At 60.4% G+C, this 22,874-nt stretch carries 27 protein-coding genes and 1 other RNA gene; 14 read left to right on the top strand and 14 right to left on the bottom strand.

Annotated elements, in window-relative coordinates:
* The first annotated feature begins 120 nt into the window (after window positions 1-120).
* On the top strand, window positions 121-1,923 hold the full coding sequence (locus tag SA339_10965) for an ABC-F family ATP-binding cassette domain-containing protein (GenBank protein ID MDW5563736.1): 1,803 nt from the start codon (window positions 121-123) through the stop codon (window positions 1,921-1,923).
* A gap of 167 nt (window positions 1,924-2,090) precedes the next feature.
* On the opposite strand, the gene SA339_10960 is transcribed toward SA339_10965, so the two are convergent.
* The 5 genes from SA339_10960 to SA339_10940 form a co-directional block, all read right to left on the bottom strand.
* A complete protein-coding gene (locus tag SA339_10960) occupies window positions 2,091-2,777 on the bottom strand; it encodes a class I SAM-dependent methyltransferase (protein MDW5563735.1) in 687 nt (228 codons plus the stop codon).
* A 260-nt stretch (window positions 2,778-3,037) separates the two neighbouring features.
* On the bottom strand, window positions 3,038-3,511 hold the full coding sequence (locus SA339_10955; protein MDW5563734.1) for a hypothetical protein: 474 nt from the start codon (window positions 3,509-3,511) through the stop codon (window positions 3,038-3,040).
* Entirely contained in the window at window positions 3,508-4,041 is a 534-nt protein-coding gene (locus SA339_10950) for a hypothetical protein (GenBank protein MDW5563733.1), read from the bottom strand. Before SA339_10950 ends, SA339_10955 begins: the two co-directional genes overlap by 4 nt.
* A gap of 66 nt (window positions 4,042-4,107) precedes the next feature.
* On the bottom strand, window positions 4,108-5,364 hold the full coding sequence (gene hisD, locus SA339_10945; protein MDW5563732.1) for a histidinol dehydrogenase: 1,257 nt from the start codon (window positions 5,362-5,364) through the stop codon (window positions 4,108-4,110).
* Window positions 5,365-5,405: 41 nt separating this feature from the next.
* The gene (locus SA339_10940; protein ID MDW5563731.1) at window positions 5,406-6,074 is read right to left on the bottom strand and encodes a hypothetical protein; all 669 of its coding nucleotides are present in this window, start codon (window positions 6,072-6,074) and stop codon (window positions 5,406-5,408) included.
* Window positions 6,075-6,156: 82 nt separating this feature from the next.
* On the opposite strand from SA339_10940, the gene SA339_10935 reads away from it, so the two are divergent.
* A complete protein-coding gene (locus SA339_10935) occupies window positions 6,157-6,426 on the top strand; it encodes a thioredoxin family protein (GenBank protein ID MDW5563730.1) in 270 nt (89 codons plus the stop codon).
* Between the two features lie 49 nt (window positions 6,427-6,475).
* Window positions 6,476-6,757, top strand: coding sequence for a peptidylprolyl isomerase (locus SA339_10930; GenBank protein ID MDW5563729.1), 282 nt, complete (start codon window positions 6,476-6,478; stop codon window positions 6,755-6,757).
* A 29-nt stretch (window positions 6,758-6,786) separates the two neighbouring features.
* Here SA339_10930 and SA339_10925 read toward each other — a convergent pair whose 3' ends face one another.
* The gene (locus SA339_10925; GenBank protein MDW5563728.1) at window positions 6,787-7,227 is read right to left on the bottom strand and encodes a hypothetical protein; all 441 of its coding nucleotides are present in this window, start codon (window positions 7,225-7,227) and stop codon (window positions 6,787-6,789) included.
* 41 nt (window positions 7,228-7,268) lie between these two features.
* Between SA339_10925 and SA339_10920 the strand changes: the two genes are divergently transcribed.
* Both SA339_10920 and SA339_10915 read left to right on the top strand, forming a co-directional pair.
* Window positions 7,269-7,691 (top strand): hypothetical protein, encoded by a 423-nt coding sequence (locus SA339_10920; protein ID MDW5563727.1) that lies wholly within the window; start codon window positions 7,269-7,271, stop codon window positions 7,689-7,691.
* A 131-nt stretch (window positions 7,692-7,822) separates the two neighbouring features.
* Complete coding sequence (locus SA339_10915; GenBank protein ID MDW5563726.1) at window positions 7,823-8,359, top strand: flavin reductase family protein; 537 nt, start codon at window positions 7,823-7,825, stop codon at window positions 8,357-8,359.
* On the opposite strand, the gene SA339_10910 is transcribed toward SA339_10915, so the two are convergent.
* Window positions 8,360-8,728 (bottom strand): hypothetical protein, encoded by a 369-nt coding sequence (locus SA339_10910; protein ID MDW5563725.1) that lies wholly within the window; start codon window positions 8,726-8,728, stop codon window positions 8,360-8,362.
* Between the two features lie 104 nt (window positions 8,729-8,832).
* Between SA339_10910 and SA339_10905 the strand changes: the two genes are divergently transcribed.
* The 4 genes from SA339_10905 to SA339_10890 are packed head-to-tail and all read left to right on the top strand — an operon-like array spanning window position 8,833 to window position 10,596.
* Entirely contained in the window at window positions 8,833-9,261 is a 429-nt protein-coding gene (locus SA339_10905) for a ferredoxin-thioredoxin reductase catalytic domain-containing protein (GenBank protein ID MDW5563724.1), read from the top strand.
* Between the two features lies 1 nt (window position 9,262).
* Window positions 9,263-9,568 carry a hypothetical protein gene (locus tag SA339_10900; GenBank protein ID MDW5563723.1) on the top strand — a complete coding sequence of 102 codons (306 nt, stop codon included), beginning with the start codon at window positions 9,263-9,265 and terminating at the stop codon, window positions 9,566-9,568.
* Entirely contained in the window at window positions 9,569-9,856 is a 288-nt protein-coding gene (locus SA339_10895; GenBank protein ID MDW5563722.1) for a lipoate protein ligase C-terminal domain-containing protein, read from the top strand.
* Entirely contained in the window at window positions 9,853-10,596 is a 744-nt protein-coding gene (locus SA339_10890; protein ID MDW5563721.1) for a biotin/lipoate A/B protein ligase family protein, read from the top strand. The genes SA339_10895 and SA339_10890 overlap by 4 nt, the downstream gene beginning before the upstream one ends.
* On the opposite strand, the gene SA339_10885 is transcribed toward SA339_10890, so the two are convergent.
* Genes SA339_10885 through lipA form a run of 4 tightly spaced genes read right to left on the bottom strand, consistent with a single transcriptional unit; the run spans window position 10,593 to window position 14,764 of the window.
* A complete protein-coding gene (locus SA339_10885; protein MDW5563720.1) occupies window positions 10,593-11,825 on the bottom strand; it encodes a dihydrolipoamide acetyltransferase family protein in 1,233 nt (410 codons plus the stop codon). The genes SA339_10890 and SA339_10885 overlap by 4 nt on opposite strands.
* A gap of 11 nt (window positions 11,826-11,836) precedes the next feature.
* Window positions 11,837-12,814: an alpha-ketoacid dehydrogenase subunit beta gene (locus SA339_10880; protein MDW5563719.1), complete on the bottom strand. Its 978-nt coding sequence runs from the start codon at window positions 12,812-12,814 to the stop codon at window positions 11,837-11,839.
* Window positions 12,814-13,899, bottom strand: coding sequence for a pyruvate dehydrogenase (acetyl-transferring) E1 component subunit alpha (gene pdhA, locus SA339_10875; GenBank protein ID MDW5563718.1), 1,086 nt, complete (start codon window positions 13,897-13,899; stop codon window positions 12,814-12,816). The genes SA339_10880 and pdhA overlap by 1 nt, the downstream gene beginning before the upstream one ends.
* Window positions 13,886-14,764 (bottom strand): lipoyl synthase, encoded by an 879-nt coding sequence (gene lipA / locus SA339_10870; GenBank protein ID MDW5563717.1) that lies wholly within the window; start codon window positions 14,762-14,764, stop codon window positions 13,886-13,888. Before lipA ends, pdhA begins: the two co-directional genes overlap by 14 nt.
* Before the next feature lie 100 nt (window positions 14,765-14,864).
* Here lipA and SA339_10865 point away from each other — a divergent pair, with 100 nt between their 5' ends.
* From SA339_10865 to ffs, 3 genes are all read left to right on the top strand, one after another.
* On the top strand, window positions 14,865-15,182 hold the full coding sequence (locus SA339_10865; protein ID MDW5563716.1) for a DUF2769 domain-containing protein: 318 nt from the start codon (window positions 14,865-14,867) through the stop codon (window positions 15,180-15,182).
* Window positions 15,166-15,447, top strand: a complete 282-nt coding sequence (locus tag SA339_10860) for a DUF2769 domain-containing protein (GenBank protein MDW5563715.1) — start codon at window positions 15,166-15,168, stop codon at window positions 15,445-15,447. The genes SA339_10865 and SA339_10860 overlap by 17 nt, the downstream gene beginning before the upstream one ends.
* Before the next feature lie 788 nt (window positions 15,448-16,235).
* Window positions 16,236-16,546: signal recognition particle sRNA (gene ffs, locus SA339_10855), an RNA gene on the top strand.
* On the opposite strand, the gene SA339_10850 is transcribed toward ffs, so the two are convergent.
* A complete protein-coding gene (locus SA339_10850; protein ID MDW5563714.1) occupies window positions 16,541-17,539 on the bottom strand; it encodes a methanogenesis marker 2 protein in 999 nt (332 codons plus the stop codon). The genes ffs and SA339_10850 overlap by 6 nt on opposite strands.
* Window positions 17,540-17,592: 53 nt before the next feature.
* Entirely contained in the window at window positions 17,593-18,189 is a 597-nt protein-coding gene (locus SA339_10845; GenBank protein ID MDW5563713.1) for a hypothetical protein, read from the bottom strand.
* A 580-nt stretch (window positions 18,190-18,769) separates the two neighbouring features.
* On the opposite strand from SA339_10845, the gene nrdD reads away from it, so the two are divergent.
* Both nrdD and SA339_10835 read left to right on the top strand, forming a co-directional pair.
* Complete coding sequence (gene nrdD, locus SA339_10840; GenBank protein MDW5563712.1) at window positions 18,770-20,851, top strand: anaerobic ribonucleoside-triphosphate reductase; 2,082 nt, start codon at window positions 18,770-18,772, stop codon at window positions 20,849-20,851.
* 118 nt (window positions 20,852-20,969) lie between these two features.
* Window positions 20,970-21,230: a hypothetical protein gene (locus tag SA339_10835; protein MDW5563711.1), complete on the top strand. Its 261-nt coding sequence runs from the start codon at window positions 20,970-20,972 to the stop codon at window positions 21,228-21,230.
* Here the strand turns inward: SA339_10835 and SA339_10830 are convergent, their stop codons facing one another.
* Window positions 21,231-22,820, bottom strand: a complete 1,590-nt coding sequence (locus tag SA339_10830) for a site-2 protease family protein (protein ID MDW5563710.1) — start codon at window positions 22,818-22,820, stop codon at window positions 21,231-21,233.
* Window positions 22,821-22,874 lie beyond the last annotated feature (54 nt).

The raw sequence follows: 22,874 nt of genomic DNA, 5'->3' as shown, positions 1-22,874 counted from the left end.
GTCGAGACCCGTCGCCCCACTCCCTTCACTATCGACCGACCGGAAAGCCGCCACAATGGGCCGCCCTTCTGGTGCAGAATATTCTCAGGTACGTCCATGATGGGTAAAGCTTATTGATAGGTGCCCGTATCGAGTCTCATGCTCGTCCGTCTGGAAGGCGTTTCCAAGGCCTTCGGTCCCAAGGACCTCATCAAGAACGCCTCCATGCAGATCAACGACAACGACCGCATCGCCCTCGTGGGACCGAACGGGGCGGGGAAGACCACCCTGCTGAAGATGATCACCGGGGAGGTCCGACCGGACACGGGCGAGATCTCGATCAAGACCAACAAGATCGTCTACCTCTCGCAATTCCCGACGTTCGACGAGACCACCACGGTCAACGAGACTCTGACATCGGCACCTGTGACCGAGGAGGGGAAACGCATGGCGGAGCTGGAGGCGATCATGAGCTCCGGGGAGTTGCCCTCGGGGATGGACTGGAACGACATCTCCATGGAATATGCCAGGCTGCAGGAGCAGACCAGCACGCACGCCATGAGCGACGCGGAACGGGCGCTCGAGCACCTCCGGACCTTCGGCATCGAGGACAAAGCGTCCGGGAAGGTCGCCGAACTGAGCGGTGGGGAGAGGACCAAGGTCATGCTGGCCAAGGTCCTGGCGCAAGCGGAGAAGGCCGACCTGCTGATACTGGACGAACCGACCAACCACCTGGACATCGACGCGGTGGAGTGGCTGGAGGATCATCTCCTCGATTTCAAGGGCGCGGTGCTCATCGTTTCCCATGACCGTTACTTCCTCGACCGCACGGTCACCCAGGTCTACGAGCTGGAGAACGCTAAGCTCAGGCACTATGCCGGCAACTACTCGCAGTTCGTGGACAAGAAGGCGATGGAACTGGAAAGGCAGCGCAAGGAGTTCGAGAAGAACGTCCGGGAGAGGGACCGTCAGGCCAAGGTCGCCGACGAGCAGCACCGGGCCCTATGGTTCTCGTCCACCCACAAGACCAGGCTGAAGATGCTGGAGCGAATGGAAGTCAAAGAAGCGCCGGACAAGAAGCGGGACCTCACCCTCGACATCGCTGCGGCGCAGAAGTCCGGAAAGAACGTAGTCATCGCCCGTAAGCTCAAGGTCTCCCGGGGCAAGAAGGTGATCTTCGAGGACCTTGACATAGACATCGATAACGGAGATAAGATCGGCCTCTTCGGACCTAACGGCGCCGGCAAGACTACGCTCATCAAGGCCATCCTGGGAGAGCTGCCCTCGCGCGGCGACCTGTGGGTGGCTCCCGGGGCGCGCATCGGCTACTTCGCCCAGGGCCACGACCTCATGGACCCCAAGCTCTCCTCGCTGGAGCAGATCAACAAGTCTCTGGAGGGCGATGCCCGGGCAAGGGCGAGGGCGTTCCTGTACCGATTCATGCTCACTCAGAAGGATGCCGAGCGGCCGATCTCGACCCTCTCCGGCGGGGAGCGGGCCAGGGTTGCCCTGGCCCTCCTACTGTCCATGGACCTCAACTTCCTTGTGCTGGACGAGCCCACCAACTACCTGGACCTCATGGCTAAACACGCCGTGGAGATGGCCCTCGCCGACTATCCCGGAACGTTCATCATCGTCACCCATGACCGTTACCTTCTGGACTCCACCTGCAATGAGGTGGCGGAGCTGAGGGGCGGCACCCTCACCATGTTCCGGGGCAGCTACTCCCAGTTCAAGGGCGCCCGCCCGGGACGGGACGTGGTCGAGGAGGCGGAGGTCTACAAGGTCGTCTCTGGCTTCACCGACTGGGCATCGCGGACGAAGTACGCCGCGGGGGACAAGGTGCTCATCGCCCCGTCCGAGAAGGAAAATTACCAATGGGCCCTGGACAACGGCAAGCTGCGAAAGATGCCGGGCAAGGAGCGGAAGATCATCAAGCGATGACGGTGAGGACAGAGGGCATCTATTTTCAAAGGTGGATTCGTGCAATCTACTGCCGGCCCGACCATGCGGGCCAGGGTGGCCGATCATCCCCAATAGCGGGCTAAGCGGGACTGTTCCGTATCCGGCCGCTCACCGTCTCTCCCGTCACACCGTGGTGCCAGGAACGCCTACGGCTTGGACTGAGGGCCATCACGAATAACCCGGAAGATGCCGGACCACTCCGCCCTAGTCATCTCCCGCCCTCCATAGCGCTTGCTGGACACCGACTCCTCTAGCGTCACTTCCTCGAGGCCCACGGTCAGGACACGCAGCTCCTCCCCGCTGAAGAAGTGGTTCCTGATGCCGGTACCGCGCCGGAAGGTGCCAGCCTCGATCTCTTGGCCCTGGCCGCATCGCATGTCTTTCACCGAGAAGGCTCTGAGCACCAGAGTGCCCCCTGGTACGAGCACCCGGATAATCTCGTCCATGGCCCTCCGGCGCTCGTCTTGCAGCAGATGGCCCAGAACGTGAGACGCCACCACATGATCGAAGGTACGATCGGCGAAGGGGAGGGAGCGCAGGTCCCCTCTCACAAGCTCGAGGCCGGGGGAAGGCACGGCCAGGCGGCAAGATCTAAGGCCGACGCGAGAGAAGTCCAACGCCACCACAGAGCTGGCAGTGCGCACGAGGACGGCTGCCGTCTTCCCGTTTCCGCAGCCCAGCTCCAGCACGACCCCAGCGAGCTCCAGGCCGAGGTCGTCCTTCGGAGGGCCTTTCCACATGGGATGAGGGCAAGAGTACTCGCGGTCCCAGCAGGTCTCCTGATCGCCGCTACCCCGGGAAGAAGCACCTTCGACCTCGTCCTTATCGGCCACATGGTGATGATGACGAGCATGGCAATCAATCTGCTGGCGGACGAATCGGCAGTATGGCGGAAATGACCTCGGCCCCTGGGCGGACGGTGCGTCTTCAGTCAGCCCCCGGACTACTTACAAAGGTAGATCATCGGGACGAGAGATAGTGACCTGAAGAGGGGGAAACAGATCATGGCTTCGAAGATCGGCAGCAACTCGATGATCGGTGCGATCTCCGCCACGACGATATCCACGCGCGCCTGGAAGAATTTGAATATCGTTCAGCAATCGGTGGTGTTGATCATGAACCAGACCAGCAGGAGAAGCATTCCACCGTTCCGGTCCTCAGTCTTGACTTCGACCTTGCCGGTGGGGTACTTGTTCCGGAGGTCGCGGAACACGGTGAACAACACCGCCCCGTCCGGACGAAGCATGGCCCAGGTCCCCGCCGGCTCGACGCGGGTCCACAGGTAGGTCGTTCCGTCGGCGAGGACCACGGTCCCGCGGTCCAGGGCGTCATACTCCAAGCGGGCGAGATCGGCGCTCGCCCCGATGGCCGAGATCGCCGCTCCGGGCCTTTGAAGGCCTCCCTTGCGCAATACGAAGTTTTCGCTCCCCATGGTCGCCCGGACGGTGGTGCCGAAGAAGGAGGGCGAGGACATCCTGGCGACGACCTCACTCTCGCGGCGCAGCTCCCAGTCCAACTTCCAAGCCTTGGGCCTGATCCATTCCGCGCTACCGGCAGAGATGCTCATGTCGACGCCACCCCGGCCGAAGAAGCAGCCGCACTATCCTGCTGGTTGAGGATCACCAGATACCAGGCGACAGTGAGGAACAGCGGCAGATCGCGGTCCCGGGATCCGCGCTCATGCACGGTCACCTCGGCCTCCTGGCGAAGGATGGCCGGTCGAACTCGGACCTCGGCCAGGACCTCGTTGCTCGAGCCGATGAGCGCCCAGAGGCCACCCCAAATGGACCTACGCTCCACTGTGTAGCGCCGCCCGTCGAGGATCTCCATCGTCCATGCCGCCCTCCACCCCATCATCACCTGCCCCAGCTCTTCCTGGAACGGCCCTCGGCGCAGGATGACCTTGGGGTGCAGGATGCCGGTGCGGTCCAGCGAGTATTCCGCATCTCCGATGCGCACTTCCGCCAGATCGCTGAACAGCCGGGGGAACTGCATGGAGGCGAGGATCCGTGCTTCGCTCACCAGCTCGTAGCTGCGGCGGACCGATCCGGCCTGCCTCCACGTCAGCGACGCCGGGACCTGAATGGGTTCGAACATGTCACGCTGTGATGGCCGGGCGGTTACTCTAATCTTTTCCTCCATGCCCGGAGTTGGCATTGCCGATCAATCCTGCCGCTTCCGGCGCACCGCGACCGAGCGGGCGTGGGCGTGTAGGCCCTCAGCCCTTGACAGTGTCTCTACCGTGTCCCCAAGGACCTCCAGGCCCTCCTGGTCCACGATCTGGACCGAGCTGCGCTTCATAAAGTGCATGACGTCGAGGCCGGAGTGCACATGGGCGTAGCCGGCGGTTGGCAGCACATGGTTCGTTCCCGAAGCGTAATCGCCCAGGGCCACCGCCGCATACCGGCCGACGAAGATAGAGCCGGCGTTGCGGATATCCTTGAGCGCAGCCTGGGGGTCGGAGACCTGGATCGACAGGTGCTCGGGGGCGATGAAGTTGACTATCTCCACCGCCGAGGCGATGTCCCTCGCCAGCACATATCCGCAGTTCTGCAGCGACCGTTCGATGATCTCCTTCCGTTCGGAGCGGGGCACGCTGCGCTCGATCTCCCTGCCGACCTTGGACACCAGGTTCTCATCCGTGGTCACGAGCACGCACGCGGCGTTGGGGTCGTGCTCGGCCTGGGCGAGCATGTCAGCGGCGATGAACTCCGGCTCTGCCGAGCTGTCGGCGAGGACGGCGATCTCCGAGGGGCCGGCGGGGGAATCGATCTCCACCCGGTCTCTCAGGAGCATCTTGGCCATGGTGACATACACATTACCGGGGCCCACTATCTTCTGGACGGGGTCGATGGACCGCGTCCCGAAGGCCATGGCCGCGATTGCCTGAGCGCCGCCTACTGTATACACGGCGTCCACTCCGGCGATGTCTGCGGCCACTAAGGTCAAGGGGTTGACCGGGGGCGGGGTGCACATGATGATGTGCGGAACCCCCGCTACCTTCGCGGGCACGGCGCACATGATCACCGTGGACGGATAGGACGCTCGGCCCCCCGGCACGTAGATGCCGATGCGGTCCAGTGAAGTGTTCTTGACCCCCAGGACCAGTCCGGGGGCAACCTCCCGGGTCCACATATCGGCCGGGCGCTGGAGGCGGTGGAACGCCTCGACGTTGGCCTTCGACCTCCTCAGGGCATCCACGACCTTGTCGTCCACCTGGCGGTACGCTTCCTCGATGTCCTCCCTGGCGACCCGGATATGGTCGGGTCGGACCTTGTCGAACCTCTCGGTCAGGTCCAGGAGGGCATCATCCCCCCGCTCGCGGACCTGGGCGATGATGTCCTCCACCGGGCGGCGCACCTCTCCGATGCTCCCCCGCCGCTTATCGCTCCACTGACCGACATCCAGCTGCTTCAACATCGGAGGGACGAACGTGGCCCTCGGTAATAAGGTTGATGCGACTAGCCACCGATGAACAGGGTGGACAGAGATATCAGGAGGCCGATGCCCATGAGCGCGAGCCCAGCCTGCCATCGCCCAATGCCGGCGAAGGGGGCCCAGACGAAGCCAGTGAGGAAGAGCAGCACCGCCGCGGTGGCCGAGGCCATGAGGAAGGCGAGATGGATCGGAGCTATGAGCACGAGAACGAGGACGACGGGAATCGCGGCGGTCACGGTGATGATGAACGCCAGGACGCCACCTTTGATGATGGCAGGGCTGAAGCGGGGCTGAGGCTCGATCGCCCGCATCCCGCTCTCCAGAACGTCGACGTATATGCGCTCTCGGTCCGCGGGGTCCAGGCGTCCGATCAGGGTGCCCTCCAGGTCCTCCCGGATCATGTCCAGCGCCCAGTCCTCGTCCGGCTCGTTGAAGACGTAGGCGGCCACCTTTCGCCTCCGGGACCGGTCGAAGTTCTCCAGCACGATGAGGATGAGCATGTCCGCCAGCCCCCAGGTAAAGTTCACCCCCAGGGCCGCGAGCACCAAGGTAGAGCGGCTCGACTCGTCCAGTCCCACGGTGAGGGACACCACGCTGATTGTGGCCAGTGACATGACCAGGCCGTAGATGAGCTCCTGCAGCGCGCTGATCGGCCGGATGTGCCTGGTCAGCACGCGCACCTTCTCTAGCATCCGGGAGCGAATGGACGAGGAGCATAACGATTTTTTCCCTCGATTCTTTATATCCTGAGGATGACCTATCCGAGACGGTACCATGAAGATCGAGGTCTTTTACTCAATGCGGTGCGGCAAGTGCCGCCTCATGGAATCGGCCACCTATGCGGCCCTGGAGGAGCTGGGGATGAACGAGGAGGTCGATAAGATCCTCAATCCCCAGGTGGCCATGGAGCGGGGGATTATGTCCCAGCCGGCGCTATGGATCAATGGACATCTCAAGGTGCAGGGCCGGGTGCCCCTGATCGAGGAGATCAAGGAGATGATCATGGAGGAGCGCCGTTTGGAGGGGACCCCTGGTCCGAAGTGAGGTTTTTCAGAAGAAGCTATTTATTCCGGTGATGGCGTGCCCTGACCCCATGGTTACCAAAGTTCACGCCGCGCATATACTGGTCAAGGATCAGAACAAGGCTTACGAGCTCCTCGCCCGCATCAAGTCGGGAGAAAGCTTCGAGGCCATCGCCAAGCAGTATTCCCAGTGTCCGTCCAAGGCCAAGGGAGGGGACCTCGGCACCTTCGGCCGGGGACAGATGGTAAAGAAGTTCGAGGATGCAGCCTTCAACGGCAAGAAGGGAGAAGTGGTCGGGCCGGTGAAGACGGAGTTCGGCTACCACCTCATCAAGATCATCGACTCTCAGTGAGCCCTTTCCGGCCTCCGGGCCGTCTGTTTTTATTTCCAGGTCGCCCACAGCCATGCCAGCGCGGACACCGCAAGCATGATCGCAGCCTTATCCCAAGAGAACACGAAGAAGCCGGCCAGGAACGCCAGGATGATAGCGGCGATGCCCACCACTCCGGCTGTGCGGAAGGCCTTGCGAGAACGCGACAAGCCTTCCACGATCCAATTATAGGAGAAGTACAGCACGACGAACAGGAACAGCACGGCGGCGATCTGGAAATAGGGGCCCAGGGCATCTACGGTGGTCTCGACCAGCATCTGCCCGGGATCGATGCCCAAGCCGGTCAACACTCCCCATACGAAGGCGGAAAGGATGGGCTTGATGTTCGTCCGCTTCTTCCTCCGCCGGGCCACCGCCAGAGGAATGGGGCCGAGTAGATAATCCTTGTTCCGCGGATATCCGCGGCCGTTCCACCGAACGGACATGCTCAACGCTAAATACCCATCTCCACGTTCCTCTCCCAGGGTCGCGGATGAACATCATCGAGGTGGTCACCCGGGCGCGGGCGTCAGAGACCGAACGCGAGGTCACGGAGCACTATCCGGACGCCACGGTATCGTTCGAGGTGCGATGCGGCCGAGGGATCATCACCGCTTGCCAGGGACGGTATGTGGTGAGCAAGGAGTTCGTGGAGAGCGAGGAATCTCTCACCGATCCCCATTTGATGGTGGAATATGCCCAGATTTTAATGTCCAAAGCCCGGCTGGTGGTGGTCGTTCCCAGACATAAGGCCGCGGCTTTGCGGCTGCGGATGCTGGAGCTCAACAACTGGTGGTTGTTCTACTACCAGATCCACTATTATGAGAATGGCGGAAGGATCCGTCGGATCGACCGCCAGACCTGGCGGGCGCTCATGTCCCTGCCTCCGGACGACCTCGATATCAGCGTTGCGTGAGCGAGGCGGGGGTCTCAGGCAGAGGCAAGCACGGCCCAGACGTTTCGACCGTCGGCCCGTTGGGATCCTTGACCGCACCTATTAGGAGCGCTTATTATAATCCCGTCCTACGCTTAAAGTATGGTGCTACCATGACGGAGGAGAACCTCAAGCTGGACATGGGAGCGATCGAAGCGGTCATGCAGCTACCCCCCGCCCCGGTCATGCTCCTGGCAGTAGGAGAGAAAGAGCAGAACATCACCACCATCGGCATGTTCAACGTGTTCTCGGTGGACCCGACCATCGTGGGCATAGGGATCAAGACCTCGCGGTTCAGCTACAAGCTGCTGGAGGAGACCGAGGATTTCTCCCTCAACGTGCCGGGCAAGGACATCCTAGAACAGGTCGTGAAATGCGGCTACCAGTCCGGGAGTAGACTTAACAAGTTCGCGGAGGTCGGCCTTACTCCCCAGCCAGGAAAAAGGATAAGATCGCCGAGCATAGCGGAGTGCCCGCTGAACATCGAAGTCAAGAAGCTAGAGCAGGTCGACCGGGGGGATTGGGACCACATCTGGTACATGGGCAAGGTGGTCCACACCGACATCACCAAGGACTACGACCGCTCAGATGTACTCATCTACTGGGACGGCGAGTTCAGGACACCGGGGCCGGTCATCAAGAGACTCTGATCAACGGACCAGGGTCATGAACCGGCCACGCGTGTGTATACCGTGGACGTCCCTAAGATGGGCGATGAGGTGCTGGGTCAGGTCCTCCCCGTCATGACCGAGGAACCGGTCTCCGCAGAACGGGCACAGCACGGATTCGGGGACGTCCTCCCCGACCTCGCCTTCCTTGGGATCCACCAACACCTCCTCGCGCTTCATCTCCTCCCACTCCTGGGGTTGGTGCGGGAGCGGTGATGTGGACGACAGCACGTCGTGCTGCTCATGTAGCTGATGAGCGGAGGATAGGTGTTCGCGGAGGGCGACGGTGAGCGGACCCTCCCCGTCCCCTTCCAGGAACTGATCGCATATTGGGCATCGAATGATGGTCATGTGATCATCAGACCATTCGAGCTGGAGCCCTAATAAGCCTTGCCTGTCGGAACCGCTCCCAATGGTTTATATTCGATTGCCAACATTGTCAATGGAGGAGAAAAATGGCGGTGAAGAAGCTCTGGCGTTGCAACGTATGCAATGACATCCACTATGGCATCAAGGGACCAGCTATCTGCCCCACCTGCGGGGCCAAGAACGCCTTCACGCTGATCGACTACCCGGAGTCGAAGAAGGTCATCATCGACCGGGGCGACAGGCTCGATCAGGTGGACCAGCTACTGGATGTGTGGGAAAAGTTCGCCGAAGGAAAACCGTTCAAGCTCAATCCCGACCGGGAGTTCGTCAAAACGCTGGCCAAGGGTGAGCTGGAGAACCAGAAGAACCACGGCCTGAAGTATTGCCCCTGCCGGATCACCACCGGGGACCTCGAGGAGGATCTCAATCTGATATGCCCCTGCAACTTCTTCATTCAGCCGGTCTACAAGGAGACGGGTGAATGCTGGTGCGGATTGTTCGTTAAGAGGGAATGAAATGACGGAACAGGATAACAGGCTGATATTCTTCTGGGGTCGCGAGTGCCCCCACTGCGCGAAGCTCCATCCCATCGTGAACGAGGCCAACGCCGAGCTGTCCAAGGATGGCGGCCAAGGGATCACCGAGCTCGAGGTCTGGCACTCGGAGGAGAACGCCAAGCTTATGCGCTCCTATGGAGATGTGCTAAAGAAGGCATGCGGTGGCTCTCTGGGCGTCCCGGCACTGTACAACGAGCGGACCAAGAAGGCCCTCTGCGGGATGCATACCACCAAGGAGCAGATAATCAAGCTGGGCAAGGAGTGAGTGTTGGAGGCAACCGCCCGGCGCAAGGTCCCCGGGGGCAAGCTCCTCGCGGTCCGCCTTAAGCATGATGGCCTCCACATCACCGATGCCGAGGTCTCGGGGGATTTCTTTCTCTATCCTGAGGAGTCCATTGTTTCCCTGGAGAAGGTACTGATCGGCCTTCCCGTAGCCGCTGACGAGGAGGAGCTGATCGCGGCCATCTCAGAGGCGATGGGGGACGGGCACATTACCGCCTTGGGCTTCGACGCGCGGTCCCTCGCCGCGGTGGTCCTGGAGGCCCTGAGATGAGGTGGCGCCTGCTGCCGTTCGAGCAGCATCAAGCCCCCATGAACATGGCCATCGACGAAGCGGTCGCCGAGGCGGTGGGTCACGGAGCCCTCCCGACCGTAAGGTTCTATGGGTGGCGGCCATCGGCGGTCAGCATCGGGCGGTTCCAGCGAGCGCGGGACGAGGTAGACCTGGATGAGTGTGCCCGGCTGGGCGTGGACGTGGTCCGCCGGCGCACCGGCGGAGGGGCGGTGTACCACGACCACAGGGGGGAGATCACTTACAGCGTAATCGCCCCCGAGGCCCTCATGGGGTCGGACATCACCGCCTCGTACCGGGAGGTCTGCGGCTGGGTCATCAGCGCCCTGGGGGACCTGGGCATCGACGCGGAGTTCGCCCCCATCAACGACGTGATCGCAAGTGGCAGGAAGATCTCGGGGTGCGCGCAGACCCGTCGGCAGGGGGTCTTCCTGCAGCACGGCACGGTGCTACACGACCTGGACCTCGAAAGGATGTTCTCGGTGCTGCGGGTCGACCGGATGAAGCTCTCGGACAAGGCGATCACTGAGGCCAGGAACCGGGTGACCTCCGTCCGCTCGCTGTCCGGGGCGAGCCAGGAAGCGCTGCTGAGCAGCCTGCACCGTTCGTTCCTGGCGGGAAAGGAGTGGACGGAGGCGACGTTGAGCACGTCTGAAGATGCCCGGGCCTCGGAGCTGGCCGACTCGAGGTACGGGGATCGGAGCTGGACCTTTTCCCGCTAAAGGTCGAGCAGCAGGGCCTCGGGCCCCTCCAGCATCTGGCGGAGGTCGGTGAGGAAGGATGCCGCCTGGGCCCCGTCCATGATGCGGTGGTCGAAGGTCAGCGCCAGGTGCATGACCTTCCTCGGCACCACCGCCCCGCCCACCACCAGGGGGGCGTCCTGGATCCGGCCCACGCCTAGGATCGCCGCCTCCGGGTAGTTCGGGATGGGGGTGGCGTAGGTGCTCCCGAAGACCCCGTAGTTGGTGATGGAGAAGGTCCCGCCCTTGAGGTCCGCCAGATCGACCTTGCGGTCGGCAGCGGCCTGCGCCAGGTCCTTGATCTCCTTGGCCAGGGTGAAGAGGTCCTTCTGATCGGCGGCCTTGACTACCGGGACCATGAGGCCGTCCTCGGTGGCCACGGCGATGCCCAGGTTGTAGTACTTCTTGATGACGATCTCCTCGGCCTCCTCGTCCATGGAGGAATTCATGTAGGGATGCCTCTTCAGGCTGGCGATCACCGCCTTGACGATGAACGGGAGGTAGGTGAGCTTGATCCCCTTGGCCTCTTGGGCCTGCTTGTTGATCCTCTCCCTCAAGGTCACCAGGTCGGTGACGTCGACAACCTCCATGGTGGTGACCAGGGCGGCGTTGGCCTGAGCCTCCATCATGTGCCTGGCGGTCGAGCGGCGGATGCCTCGCAGGGGCCTCCGGTCCACCCACCCGTAGAGGTCGAACTTCGCCTTCATCGCTGGCTCCGGTGCCTCCACCGATGGGGCGGAGGCCCGTTTGACGTCCTCCTCGGTCACCCGGCCCTGGGGCCCTGTGCCCTTGATCGACGCCAGATCGACCTTGAGGTCCCTGGCCAGCTTCCGGACGGCGGGGGTGGCCTGGACCCCGGCCGAGGGAGGTGCGGAAGGTGAGGGGCGGGCGGTCACCACCTCCTCGTCCGTCTCCGGCAGCTCGCCGACGACCGAGGTGGAAGAAGGAGGCTCGGCCGCGGACACTGTCTCTCCCTCTCCGCCGATTGTCGCTAGCACTTCGCCGACCTTGACGATACCTCCTTCCGCCGCACTGAGCTTGAGGACCTTTCCGGAGTACGGTGATGGCATCTCCACCACCGCCTTGTCCGTCTCCACCTCGGCAATGGGCTGGTCCTTGCGGACCTCGTCCCCGACCTTCACCAACCACTTCTTTATCTCGCCCTCGGTGACCCCTTCTCCGAGGTCCGGGAACATGAAATCCTTCGCCATGTCACATCACCCTAGAACTCCGCAACCTTCTTTACCGCCCGATACACGCGGTTCGCGTTCAGGTAGTAGTACTTCTCTCCCTGAGGAAGGGGGACGATAACGTCCGGGGCGGTCACCCGCTCCACCGGAGCTTCCAGCGACAACAGAGCTTCCTCGTTGATCCGGGCGACGAGCTCCGCCGCCACTCCGCAGGTGCGGGGCGCCTCCTGCACGACGACGCACCGTCCCGTTCGCTTCACCGACTCCACCACCGTCCCGCTGTCCATGGGGCTCAAGGTCCGCAGATCGATGACCTCACAGCTCACCCCCTCGCTTCCCGCGGCTTCCGCGGCCTTCTGAACGAGGGGCATCATGGCCCCCCATCCCACGATCGTGACGTCCTTCCCCGGTTGCACCACGCGGGCGGCGCTCAGGGGAATGGAGAAAGCGTTTTCCTCGACCTCCTCCTTCATCAGGCGGTAGGAGCGGGTAGGTTCCAGGAACACCACCGGGTCGGGATCGCGAATCGACGCTATGAGCAGGCCTTTGGCCTCCCGTGGGGTGGAGGGGACAACGACCTTGAGGCCGGGGATCTGCACGTACAGCGACTCGGTGCTCTCGGAGTGGTGCTCCAACGCCTTGACCCCAGCTCCGTACGGCATCCGAAGGACCATGGGGACGGTGAACCGCCCCCGCGAGCGGTTGCGCAGGCGGGAGGCGTGGGAGATCATCTGGTTCAGCGTCAGGTAGGAGAAGCCCATGAACTGGACCTCCGCCACCGGCCTCAACCCGTTGAGGGCCATGCCTATGGCCATCCCGGCGATGGCGCCCTCGGCCAGGGGGGTGTCGATGACCCTCTGGTCCCCAAAGCGGTCGAACAGCCCCTCGGTGACCCGGAACACGCCGCCGTCCCTGCCCACGTCCTCGCCGAGGACGACCACCGACTGATCAGCCTCCATCTCATTGTCGAGGGCCGAGTTGAGAGCCGAGACCATGTTCATCAATGCCATCACCGCTCACCGTCCTGGAGCTCTGAACGCAACCGTTCCAGCTCCGCCTTCAGCTCGGCGGGCATCTCTTCATAGGTGTACCGGAAGATGTCCTCCAGGGCAGGCTTCGGGAAGCTCTCGGCTTCCTTCACCCCCTTGTCCGTGGCGTCGCGGGCCGCCTTCCATATCTCCTGTTCCTTCGATTCGTCCAGCAGGTCCTTGGCCGTCATATAAGTCTTCAGGCGGACGAGGGGATCGCGGAGCTCCCACTCTCTCAGCTCCTGCTCCTGACGATACTTCCTGGCGTCGTCGGAAGTGGTGTGGTTGCCCAGCCGGTAGGTGTATGCCTCGATGAGGGTGGGGCCCTCCCCCCGCCTGGCCCTCTCCACCGCCTCCCGGGTGGCGATGTACATGGCGAGGAGGTCGTTGCCGTCGACCTGGATGCCCTTGAATCCATAGGCACAGGCCTTCTGGGCCAGGGTCGGGGCCGCTGTCTGCCTGCTCCGGGGGACCGATATGGCCCACTGGTTGTTCTGTATCACGAACACGTTGGGCGTCCTCAGGACGCCTGCGCTGTTGAGAGCCTCGTGGAAGTCTCCCTCCGAGGTCGCCCCGTCCCCGCAGAATCCAAGGGCCACCCTCCCTTCCCTGCGGCACATCGAGGCATAGGCGATCCCCACGGCAATGGACAGCTGGGAGGCCACCGGCACCGCGGCAGGGGTGATGTTCAGTCCCTGCGGATAGTGGCTACCCTCCTCGTTGCCCATCCAGTAGAGGTAGAAGCTTAGGAGGGGGAGGCCTTTCCACAGTAGGCCGGCCAGCTCCCGAAAGGCCCACACCAGCCAGTCGTCCCGGTCGAGGGCCATGGCCGGCCCCAGGGAGGCGGCCTCCTGCCCCCGGTTGGGCGGGTACGCGCCCAGTCTCCCCTGCCGCTGGAGGATGACCGCCTTCTCGTCCGCCACCCGGGACAGGACCATGGTCCGGTACGCTCTTTCGAGCATATCCGCGTCGAGCTTGGGCTCAAGCGACGGCTCCACGATCTGCCCGTCCTGGTCCAGCACCTGCAGCATCCGCCCCCGGAGGGGGTCATAGTCATCGGTCAGCATGGTTCTCCGTCCTGTTCGTTAGCATCTCGTGGGCGTTATATGAGCTTCGCACCAACGGTCCCGAGGCCACGTGACGGAAGCCCATCGCCCTTGCCGCCTCGCCCAGCTCGGCGAACGTCCCGGGGAAGATATACTCGGAAACCTCCAATCTTCCGTTTCCGGGCCTGAGGTACTGCCCCATGGTAATGGCGGAGACCCCGGCTTTCCTCAGGTCCCTCAGCGTCGCCATCACCTCCTCCCTGGTCTCCCCGAGGCCGAGCATCAGCGAGCTCTTGATCACCGCCCCGGGTGCGAGCTCAGCCATGAGGCTAAGGGCCGAGAGCGAACGACAGTAAGAGGATTTACGATCCCTCACGCCCTGTAAACGCTCCACCGTCTCGATGTTATGCCCCAGGACGTCCGGGACGGACGCGCACACCGTTCCGATCGAACTCCTCGAGCTGCCCATGTCGGGGATCAGGAGTTCAACTCTCGTGCCCGGGCTGAGCTCCCTTATGGCTTCGACCACCGCGCGGAACTGCCCCGCTCCCTGATCAGGCAGGTCATCCCTGGTCACCGAGGTCACCACGACGTGCTCGAGCTTAAGGTCCCTGACTGCGGCCGCGATATGCTCAGGCTCCCCGAGGTCCACCGGTTCCGGGGCACCGTGCTCCACCGCGCAGAAGGCGCAGTCCCGGGTGCATCTTCTCCCGAGGATCATGAAGGTGGCATGGCCCCGGGACCAGCAATCGGAGATGTTTGGGCAGTGAGAGGAGTCGCACACAGTGTGGAGGCCGCTCCTCCGAGCCAGCTCCCTCACCTTGGTGAAGGTCTCCCCGCCAGGCGCCCTGACCCTCAACCAGTCTGGCTTGCCTCCGACCGCCATAAGTGACAATAATGTTCCTTCATGCGGAAATAAGCAGCGGACGGGGCCCTCCCCCGTCACCCCTTAATAGTCGGTAGTAGGAATGGATTCCGGTGAGCTCATGAGCGCATTCGATCGCATTGTTAAGGAGCTGGAATCAAGGACGGGAGGGGACAGGGAGGCGGAGCTCAACGAGTTCAGGGCGCAGTGCGTCTGCCCCGACTGCCCCACTTACACGAAGTGCGCCGGTGACGCGGGGGAACTGCTGTACTGCTTCCTGGGCCGCAGTGGTGAGTGCATCACTGAGGAGATGGGCTGCAACTGTCCGGACTGCCCGTTGGCCGCCCGAGCGGAGCTGGTGAACATATATTACTGCATCAACGGTTCTGAGGTGGAGATGCGTAAGGAACAGGGTGAACCGGATGCGCAACATAGATGAGCTAAACAGGATGTCCCCGGAGAAGCGGAAGGCCGAGATCGCCGCCATGAGGTCGAAATGCCCCTGCCCTAAGTGTCCAACCTACACTGAGTGTGCCAAGGACCGGGATGAGAGGATGTTCTGCTTCTACGGCCGCTCGCCGGACTGCGTGAGCCGGGAGCTCAAGTGCATATGTCCAAAGTGCCCGGTACACACCGAGTTCGGGTTCCGAGGGCTACACTATTGCACCCGAGGTGGGGAGCGGACCTCGCCCAAGAGGTTCTGATCCCGAGCATCGGCCCTCTCGACTGATGGCCGCATCGACATATCGCGCTCAAGATCCGAGAGGAACCTGTCGCGTCGCAGCGGAGGCGCGGCCGAGAACACTCATTTCCATGCTGAGAAGGAAGAACGATATCAGACGACAAGGGCCGTTGTTATCCCCGGGACCTCAGGGAGGGGTATCGAGAACTGCCCTGAGGAACCCGGGGATGCGGCTTATTTGGTGAGATTACACGCTCCATTTTCTCAGACCTTCATTTTCTCCACCTCACATGCGATCTCGGAGGGGCCCGGACCGTTCCCGGCCCGCGCCTCCGAGCCCGCTTGTTATCATCTAGCGGAATCTATTTTGATATTTATATTAATTTTTAAAACTAGGTTTGGGGAGTGACCGGGTAACATATACGTACATATATGTACATTATATAAAAATGCCATTGCTATTTGTTATCATATCTGTTATCAGATTGACTACTGGCAACAATAAATTTTTCATTTATTGGCAATTTTATCTGACTTACTGTTATCAAGAATAAAAATCAGTAATGATAACCAGCTTTGGCTCGCTCGGCTTTCTGCCCGGATCATGATTCGTACATTCGGCCGGTGTGAATAATAATAGGAATGGAGAAAATGAGCGTATGGGTATGGACCCGAGCGTCCTTCCCTCGGAGCTGGCTCGGGAGCGGTCTGCGATCGCACGCCAGAGAAGGCAGCGATGGCACGTCCAGTCGTAATTCCAGTTACCCAGCATGACGGAAATGATATATAGGTACAGCCTCTTAGGAGGAGGGCTAGGCTCGACCGGGACGTTCGGCACGCCCTTATACACCGTAACCGTCGATAGCGGGGGTGACAGCAGGGGGCGTCGTAACCGGAAAGGCGCGGGCCCTGCCAACGACTATGAGGCCTCGTCCTATGGGGTTGGAGGCGGATGGGAGGTGCGATCGGAGGGTTGCACGCCCATCCCTGGTCACGGGGAACGGGTCAGGCCCTGACGGGAGCAGCCTTACCGTGGACTACTAACGCTCAAAGGGGAGCGGGGCTGAGAAGCTGGTAGGATCACTCGGGCCGATCCGAGCGACAACCTCTGTGGCCTAGCGCTTCTCCGCACTCACCGGCACCTTGCTGGGATCGCATCCCGTTATCACGTCCGACGCGAAATCGAAGAGGACCGCGCTCTCTTGGCCTTCCTTGATCGTCAGATGCCTTGAGTTGTCGACCTTCCCGACCACCGCTGCGGTCACTCCTACGGTATCGAACAGCTCTCGGACCTCCTCAGAGTGGCGGGGCTCGCAGGTCACGGCGAAGCCGCAACCCTGATATGCCTTGATCCACTGAGCGAGATCGACTCCGTCGGGCCGGGGGATGTCCTCGATGTTGACGATCCCGCCCTTGCCGCTCGTTTCCAAGAGCATGCCCAGAGTCCCGATGCACCCTGGATTGCTGATATCCTTGCCCGATCGGACCAGGTGACGCTTGCCGATCTCGTTCATGATGAGCATCTGGCGCCGACAGATATCTGCGTCCTTCCGAGTGGTAGTATCCCAGGCGAATGGCAGGGATGGAGGGAAGAAACCATCAAGATCCATGGCGAAGATTATGTCCTCGCCCTCCTGGGCGGTGTGCGAGTAGATGACCGCATCCTGGCGGGCGGTCCCCAGCACCGCCACGTCTATCGCGTTGTACGCGCAGTCAGGGTGGGTATGGCCACCGACCACCGGTACGCCGAACTTCGCCATGGCCCCCTCGACTCCCTTCATGACCTGGCTGCAGACCTTCTCGTCCTTCATCGAGACTATGTCCACAAGGGCTAGGGGGACTCCTCCCATGGCCGAAATGTCATTGAGGTTGACCAACACGGCAAAATACCCGGCGTAGAACGGGGCGGCCTTCATCAGAGACTCCATGATGCCATCGGCTGCCAGCAGGAGGACGTCGTCGTTGAACTTGATCACCGCGGCATCCTCGCCGAAGGCAGCTAGAACGTTCTTGTTCGGTATATGCGGAAAGAAACTGATGACCTCGGAGATGGTCCGCTTCCTGGTGACTCCCGGATAATTCCGGATACCATCTGCCAGTCCTTGAAGGTCCATAGCCTCGCAATGAGCTATTGGTTAAATAAATTCTCTGGGCCTTCCGAGGTCGCTCAGGGAACCGGCTGGGAGAAGTCCAGCTTGGTCTGCTTGGTATCCCTGACCAGGCTCGAAAAGGACAGCAGGTCGCAGAGGATCATGGATAGCAGTTCCTCGTACTTGGAGGCCAAAGCCGGGTCGTCATGATAGTATATCAGATTCATGTCGCTGACCTTCAGACGAGCCTTCTGAATGAACTTCTTCGCTTCCTGCCGCTCTTCGATCCCCACCTGCTTGGCAGATGGCATGTCCCTCAGCCCTGCCTTCCTCAGCTCCTCGAAGAACACCGGACGGCGGAACAGGCGGTTCAGGCTGTAGAGTATCAATAGGTCGGCGTCCGGACCATTCTCCAGCCGGCGAGAGAACTCCCCCACCACCTCATAGATGTCCTTCTCCTTGCCTTTGACCGGCACGTATACCTTGGCCGGGGGCACCTCCTTCTCTTTGAGATAATTATAATCGGTCAATGCCCGGAGGTAGCCGGTGAGGATAAGGCGGTGAATGCTGATGCCGCGCCCCTCCAGATCCCGCGACAATGCACTGATGGATTTACCGTCATTGTTTAAAATGTCGAATATGTTATCCTTCAAAGCCTTGTCTGGGTTGAACATTTGGTAACCAATGTGGTAACAAACATGATAAATAAATAAGTTAGTCCTTTGAGTATCATTTATTAGTAACTGGAAATCTTAAACAGCCGATTCGTTTCTACCATCTCAAGTCGGCCCCTCGAGCAATTAAAAGCAGAAAAATTGGCAATTATCCGGCGCCGAGCCCCTGCTATTTCCTGATATATTCGCTCGAGACCGGCCGGGTAAGTGCCGGATGCATGTTTGTGATCATTGACGTCCCGCAATTAAATACTTGACATTATATCGAATCTAATGAATCTATAGCGACTCGCTGAGTTCGCTTTCCTATAATCAGGAACAGTAATAACTCCCCTCCAATTAACGGCATTTAACATGCCCTAACGATGGTAAAATGATGCATCTGGCTTGAATACCTGATAACAAATATGGTAACAATATTTCGGACCGATGGACATTTTTGGTTTTCTTTGTTATCAATTCCCTCTTCAATTCGCGTTCAAAAATTACTTTAAACCATAGGCTAGATAGGACCCTTTGCTCTTATTTCGAAACTGTTAGGATGGGCAAGTGTGATATAATGAAAGCATCTGATCCAATAGTGAAATCGACAGATATCTACGGTGACAAAGAGTCGACCGAACTGACCCTGTTCGTCAGGACCTCCGATGAGGAACTGAAGAAGTGGGATCGCTCAAAGATCTATGATGCTCTGATAAGGGAAACGACCATCAGCGAGGATGCCGCAGCAATCATCTCCCGCGAGGTCGAGAAGATGATATCCGAGCTCGAGATCGATATGATCACCGCTCCCCTTATCAGAGAATTGACGAACGCGAAGCTTGTCGAGTACGGGCTCTCCAAGATAAGGAAGCAGCACACCCGTCTCGGTGTTCCCCTATACGATGCTAGGCAGATCATTATGACGCCGAACAAGGAGAACGCCAATGTCCCTCACGGGCCGGAAGCGACGAACCTCACGCTCGCCGAGAACATCAAGAAAGAGTTTGCCCTCCTCGAAGTTTTCTCACAAGATCTAGCGGACGCCCACATGCGGGGCGACATTCACCTTCACGACCTAGGCATGGTGGACCGACCGTACTGCTCGGGACAGAGCATTGAGTACGTCAAGAAGTTCGGTCTCAACCTCCCCAACGCCCTGTCGATCGCCAAGCCGGCTAGGCACCCCGAGGTCCTCATCGAACAGATCATCAAGTTCTCCGCGGCCCTACAGGGCCACTTCTCCGGCGCGATCGGCTGGGACGCGTTCAACCTGTTCCTAGCTCCCTACCTTGTGGATGTCGACGACAAACGCATGAAGCAGCTCGCCCAAATCCTCATCTACGAGTTCGCCCAGCAGGCCGTTGCCCGCGGCGGTCAGAGCATCTTCTCCGACCTTAACCTCTACTGGGAGGTCCCCGACCACTTCGTCGGTGTGCCGGCGATCGGACCGGAGGGCAAGTTCACCGGCAAGAACTACGAGGATTACTCCAAGGAGGCCCAGAGGTTCGTCAATGCTCTGTTCGATGTGTACATGGAGGGCGACGCCATGGGGAGGCCGTTCTTCTTCCCCAAGCCCAACGTGCACATGACCGAGAAGTTCTTCCAGACTGAGGGTCATGAGGAGTTTCTCCACAAAATCTGCCAAGTCGCATCGGAGAAGGGCAACACCTACTTCGTGTTCGACCGCGGCGGAACCGCCAAGATCTCGGAGTGCTGCCGCTTAACCTTCAAGCTGGAGCAGAGCGACCTCGACGACGCCAAGACGCCATGGAAGATGAGGTACAGCGCGATGCAGAACGTGACCATCAACCTCCCCAGGGTCGCCTACGACGCCCACCAGAATGATGCCAGGCTGTTCGAGCTGCTCACCAAGCGCATCGAGATGGTGGCCCAGGCCCATATCCAGAAGAGGGAGTTCATCACCCAGCTGTTCAACATGGGCAAGAATGGTCCGCTCTCGCTGCTCACCATGAACATGGACGGAGAGAGCTACTACCGGATCAAGAAGTCCTCCTTCCTTGTGGGCATGGTCGGCCTCAATGAGCTGGTTCAGTACCACACCGGGCAGCAGATGCACGAGTCCAAAGAGGCCCTGAAGTTCGGGCTGAAGGTCATCAGCCACATGAAGACCGAGGCCGAGCGCATCGGCAATGAGTACGGGCTGAAGATGCCCCTCGAGCAGACCCCGGCCGAGTCGACGGCATATCGGTTCGCCAAACTGGACATGAAGTACTACCCGCTGCAATCGGCCACTGTCATAAAGGGCAACAAGTCCAACGGCGAGGTGTACTACACCAACTCTACCTACCTCAACGTCGGGGCGCCCATATCAGCGATCGAGAGGGTCAAGCAGGAGGGCCGGTTCCATCCGCTCATCGATGCCGGGTCGCTCACCCATGTATGGCTTGGGGAATCGAAGCCCCCGGCGGAGAGCATTGCGGCGTTCGTGATCAAGACCTTCCAGAACACCTCTAACGCGCAGATCGCCTTCAGCCCGGAGTTCACCTCCTGTCTGTCCTGCGGCCGCACCACCAGGGGCCTTCACGAGACCTGCCAGTTCTGCGGGTCTCCCGACACCGAGGGCATCACCCGGGTCACCGGCTTCTTCTCCAAGACCAGGGGCTGGAACAAGGGCAAGATGGGTGAACTGAAGGACCGGTACCGGAACAACATCGGTTGAGCCTACCCCTCCTTCCCTTTTTTAACCCTTTTCTTCATTTCATTCCGCCGATGGTTTCATCACGTCATTATATAGCAGGGGCTGCTGATTTGCAATCGTTATCCCAGAAGGTGATGTCTTGGGAAGAGTGAAGGTCGGAGAACATCTTTGGGTAAATCTGAGCCGACGCAGCCTGTGCGACAATTGCTCGGCCGACCTCTGCACCTACCACTGCGATGATGAGATCGTGGAGAAGTGCGAGCACTTCTCGCCCATCCTGGTCGCATTCAAGAGGTGCAAGCGGTGCGGTTCGGTCTATGAGGTCTCCTCCAACTTCAAGGCCTTGGACTACGAGCTGTGCCCCCAGTGCAACGCCGAGGTCCTAGTGGTCAGCGAGTGATCACAGGACCCTCGGGCCGATCAGTTGCCACACGATGAGGAACAGCACGAACAGGCTAGTGGTCATTACGATGGAGTTGACGTAGCGATCCCTCTCCTTCTGCTCCAAGCCCTTCTTGAGCTTGGCCACCAGGGTGTCGATCCAGTCGCGGTATAGGAAGCCGCCGTCCAATGGAATGGCGGGCATAGCGTTGGTTATGCCCACCATGAGGTTGATCCAGAAGATCCAGTAAAGGCTGTTGGCGACGATCCAGAACATGTCGGTCGGCATCCACCCGAACAGTCCGGTGGGGTGGAAGATCTCCGACAGGGGGGATGAGAGGGGCTGCAGCCCGTAGAACGGCAGGGCGATGTAGTGCAGCAGATCGTAGACGTACTGGTCGCCGGTCTGGTCGCCAGCGAAGGGATGGGCCAGCAGGTCGAGGATCACCTGGGGGTCGCTGGTGCTCGCTCCGAGATAAGCGGTGCTGACCCCCATGTATGAGATGTTGTCGGCGGTCTGCCCGTAGTTTCTCTCATAATAATCCTTCTTGCTTATCGTGGTGAGGCTGGTAACCCCGGCGTCGACGTACTGCGAAAGCGTGGAATTGTACACCAGAGCGGTCATCGGCACCGTGCTCCCGGGAGGAATGGCAGTAAGGACGTTCTTGAAACCTGCTTCGTTGGTGATGGCCGTTCCGTTGAGGGACGTGAGGATCATACCCTGCTTGAGGCCGGCATCGGCCGCCGGAAGACCTTCAGCGGTGAGCGTGATGACCACGCCGGACACGACCTGCGCCTGACGCAGTTCGCTGCCGTGATAATATGACACTGTCACCGTGGTATTGGGGTCCGGTGCGGAGAGGTTGGCGTAGCCGCCATTGGGCACCTGCACGCCATTCACGCTCACGATCTGGTCGCCGTACTCAAGGCCAGCGATGTGCGCCGGGCTGTTCTCGAGGACGGAGACGATGACCGGGTTGTCCCTCACCGGCTCGGCCGAGGACACCATGACGGTGGAGAACAAGAATGCACATACGAGGGCGGCTATGACGTTGGTGGCCGGGCCGACCACGTACACCGAGGTCCGCTTCTTCTTTTCCACCTTCTCCAAAGCTTCCTCGTCTGGCTCCACGAATGCGCCCATGGGCAAGACGAGGAACACGATCCCTAGCGCCTTGACCTTCATCTTTCCAACCACGGTCAGGATGCCATGAGCGAACTCGTGGATGACCACTGCTACCACGAGGCCGAGGATGCCGTACCCGATGGGGATGATGGGGTTGATGCCTGGCAGCCCGATGAGCATGTCCAGGGAGGGGGCCTGCTCAGCAGGGATGTTGGAGACCAGGAAGGCTTCCCAGACCAGGAGAGCCATGATGGCTACCATGACCACGATGATTATGCCTTTCCCCAGGGCGGCGTAGGCCTTCCAGAACCGCGACGGCTTTGCTAGCTTGTCGATCAGGTCCCGCCCACGGCTGGTCCGCCACATGATGAACGGACCCCACATGGTCATGTTGAACTTGGCAAGTATGCCTTTTTTATTCAATAGGACCGCGACAACTAGGTATGCTGCGATGATTAAAAGAGCGATGAGAAGGCCGTCCATCCACTTCCTCTATCGCTTTAATGCCATCGCACTATTAAAAGCGTTGGTGGTCCA

The organism is Methanomassiliicoccus sp., from assembly GCA_033485155.1.
Lineage (GTDB): Archaea > Thermoplasmatota > Thermoplasmata > Methanomassiliicoccales > Methanomassiliicoccaceae > UBA6.
Note: the sequence above shows the minus strand (reverse complement) of the source record. Positions and strands in the feature narration are given on the sequence as shown.

What these genes read in the sequence shown, in the direction of transcription:
- SA339_10950 (MDW5563733.1), bottom strand. Translation starts at nt 4,041, where the DNA reads ATGTTCGAACCCATTCAGGTCCCGGCGTCGCTGACGTGGAGGCAGGCC.
- SA339_10905 (MDW5563724.1), top strand. Translation starts at nt 8,833, where the DNA reads ATGGCGGTGAAGAAGCTCTGGCGTTGCAACGTATGCAATGACATCCAC.
- SA339_10860 (MDW5563715.1), top strand. Translation starts at nt 15,166, where the DNA reads ATGCGCAACATAGATGAGCTAAACAGGATGTCCCCGGAGAAGCGGAAG.
- SA339_10955 (MDW5563734.1), bottom strand. Translation starts at nt 3,511, where the DNA reads ATGAGCATCTCTGCCGGTAGCGCGGAATGGATCAGGCCCAAGGCTTGG.
- SA339_10920 (MDW5563727.1), top strand. Translation starts at nt 7,269, where the DNA reads ATGAACATCATCGAGGTGGTCACCCGGGCGCGGGCGTCAGAGACCGAA.
- SA339_10915 (MDW5563726.1), top strand. Translation starts at nt 7,823, where the DNA reads ATGACGGAGGAGAACCTCAAGCTGGACATGGGAGCGATCGAAGCGGTC.
- SA339_10910 (MDW5563725.1), bottom strand. Translation starts at nt 8,728, where the DNA reads ATGACCATCATTCGATGCCCAATATGCGATCAGTTCCTGGAAGGGGAC.
- SA339_10830 (MDW5563710.1), bottom strand. Translation starts at nt 22,820, where the DNA reads ATGGACGGCCTTCTCATCGCTCTTTTAATCATCGCAGCATACCTAGTT.
- SA339_10930 (MDW5563729.1), top strand. Translation starts at nt 6,476, where the DNA reads ATGGTTACCAAAGTTCACGCCGCGCATATACTGGTCAAGGATCAGAAC.
- SA339_10865 (MDW5563716.1), top strand. Translation starts at nt 14,865, where the DNA reads ATGAGCGCATTCGATCGCATTGTTAAGGAGCTGGAATCAAGGACGGGA.
- SA339_10885 (MDW5563720.1), bottom strand. Translation starts at nt 11,825, where the DNA reads ATGGCGAAGGATTTCATGTTCCCGGACCTCGGAGAAGGGGTCACCGAG.
- SA339_10845 (MDW5563713.1), bottom strand. Translation starts at nt 18,189, where the DNA reads ATGTTCAACCCAGACAAGGCTTTGAAGGATAACATATTCGACATTTTA.
- SA339_10900 (MDW5563723.1), top strand. Translation starts at nt 9,263, where the DNA reads ATGACGGAACAGGATAACAGGCTGATATTCTTCTGGGGTCGCGAGTGC.
- SA339_10940 (MDW5563731.1), bottom strand. Translation starts at nt 6,074, where the DNA reads ATGCTAGAGAAGGTGCGCGTGCTGACCAGGCACATCCGGCCGATCAGC.
- lipA (MDW5563717.1), bottom strand. Translation starts at nt 14,764, where the DNA reads ATGGCGGTCGGAGGCAAGCCAGACTGGTTGAGGGTCAGGGCGCCTGGC.
- hisD (MDW5563732.1), bottom strand. Translation starts at nt 5,364, where the DNA reads ATGTTGAAGCAGCTGGATGTCGGTCAGTGGAGCGATAAGCGGCGGGGG.
- pdhA (MDW5563718.1), bottom strand. Translation starts at nt 13,899, where the DNA reads ATGCTGACCGATGACTATGACCCCCTCCGGGGGCGGATGCTGCAGGTG.
- SA339_10850 (MDW5563714.1), bottom strand. Translation starts at nt 17,539, where the DNA reads ATGGACCTTCAAGGACTGGCAGATGGTATCCGGAATTATCCGGGAGTC.
- SA339_10890 (MDW5563721.1), top strand. Translation starts at nt 9,853, where the DNA reads ATGAGGTGGCGCCTGCTGCCGTTCGAGCAGCATCAAGCCCCCATGAAC.
- SA339_10935 (MDW5563730.1), top strand. Translation starts at nt 6,157, where the DNA reads ATGAAGATCGAGGTCTTTTACTCAATGCGGTGCGGCAAGTGCCGCCTC.
- SA339_10880 (MDW5563719.1), bottom strand. Translation starts at nt 12,814, where the DNA reads ATGGCATTGATGAACATGGTCTCGGCTCTCAACTCGGCCCTCGACAAT.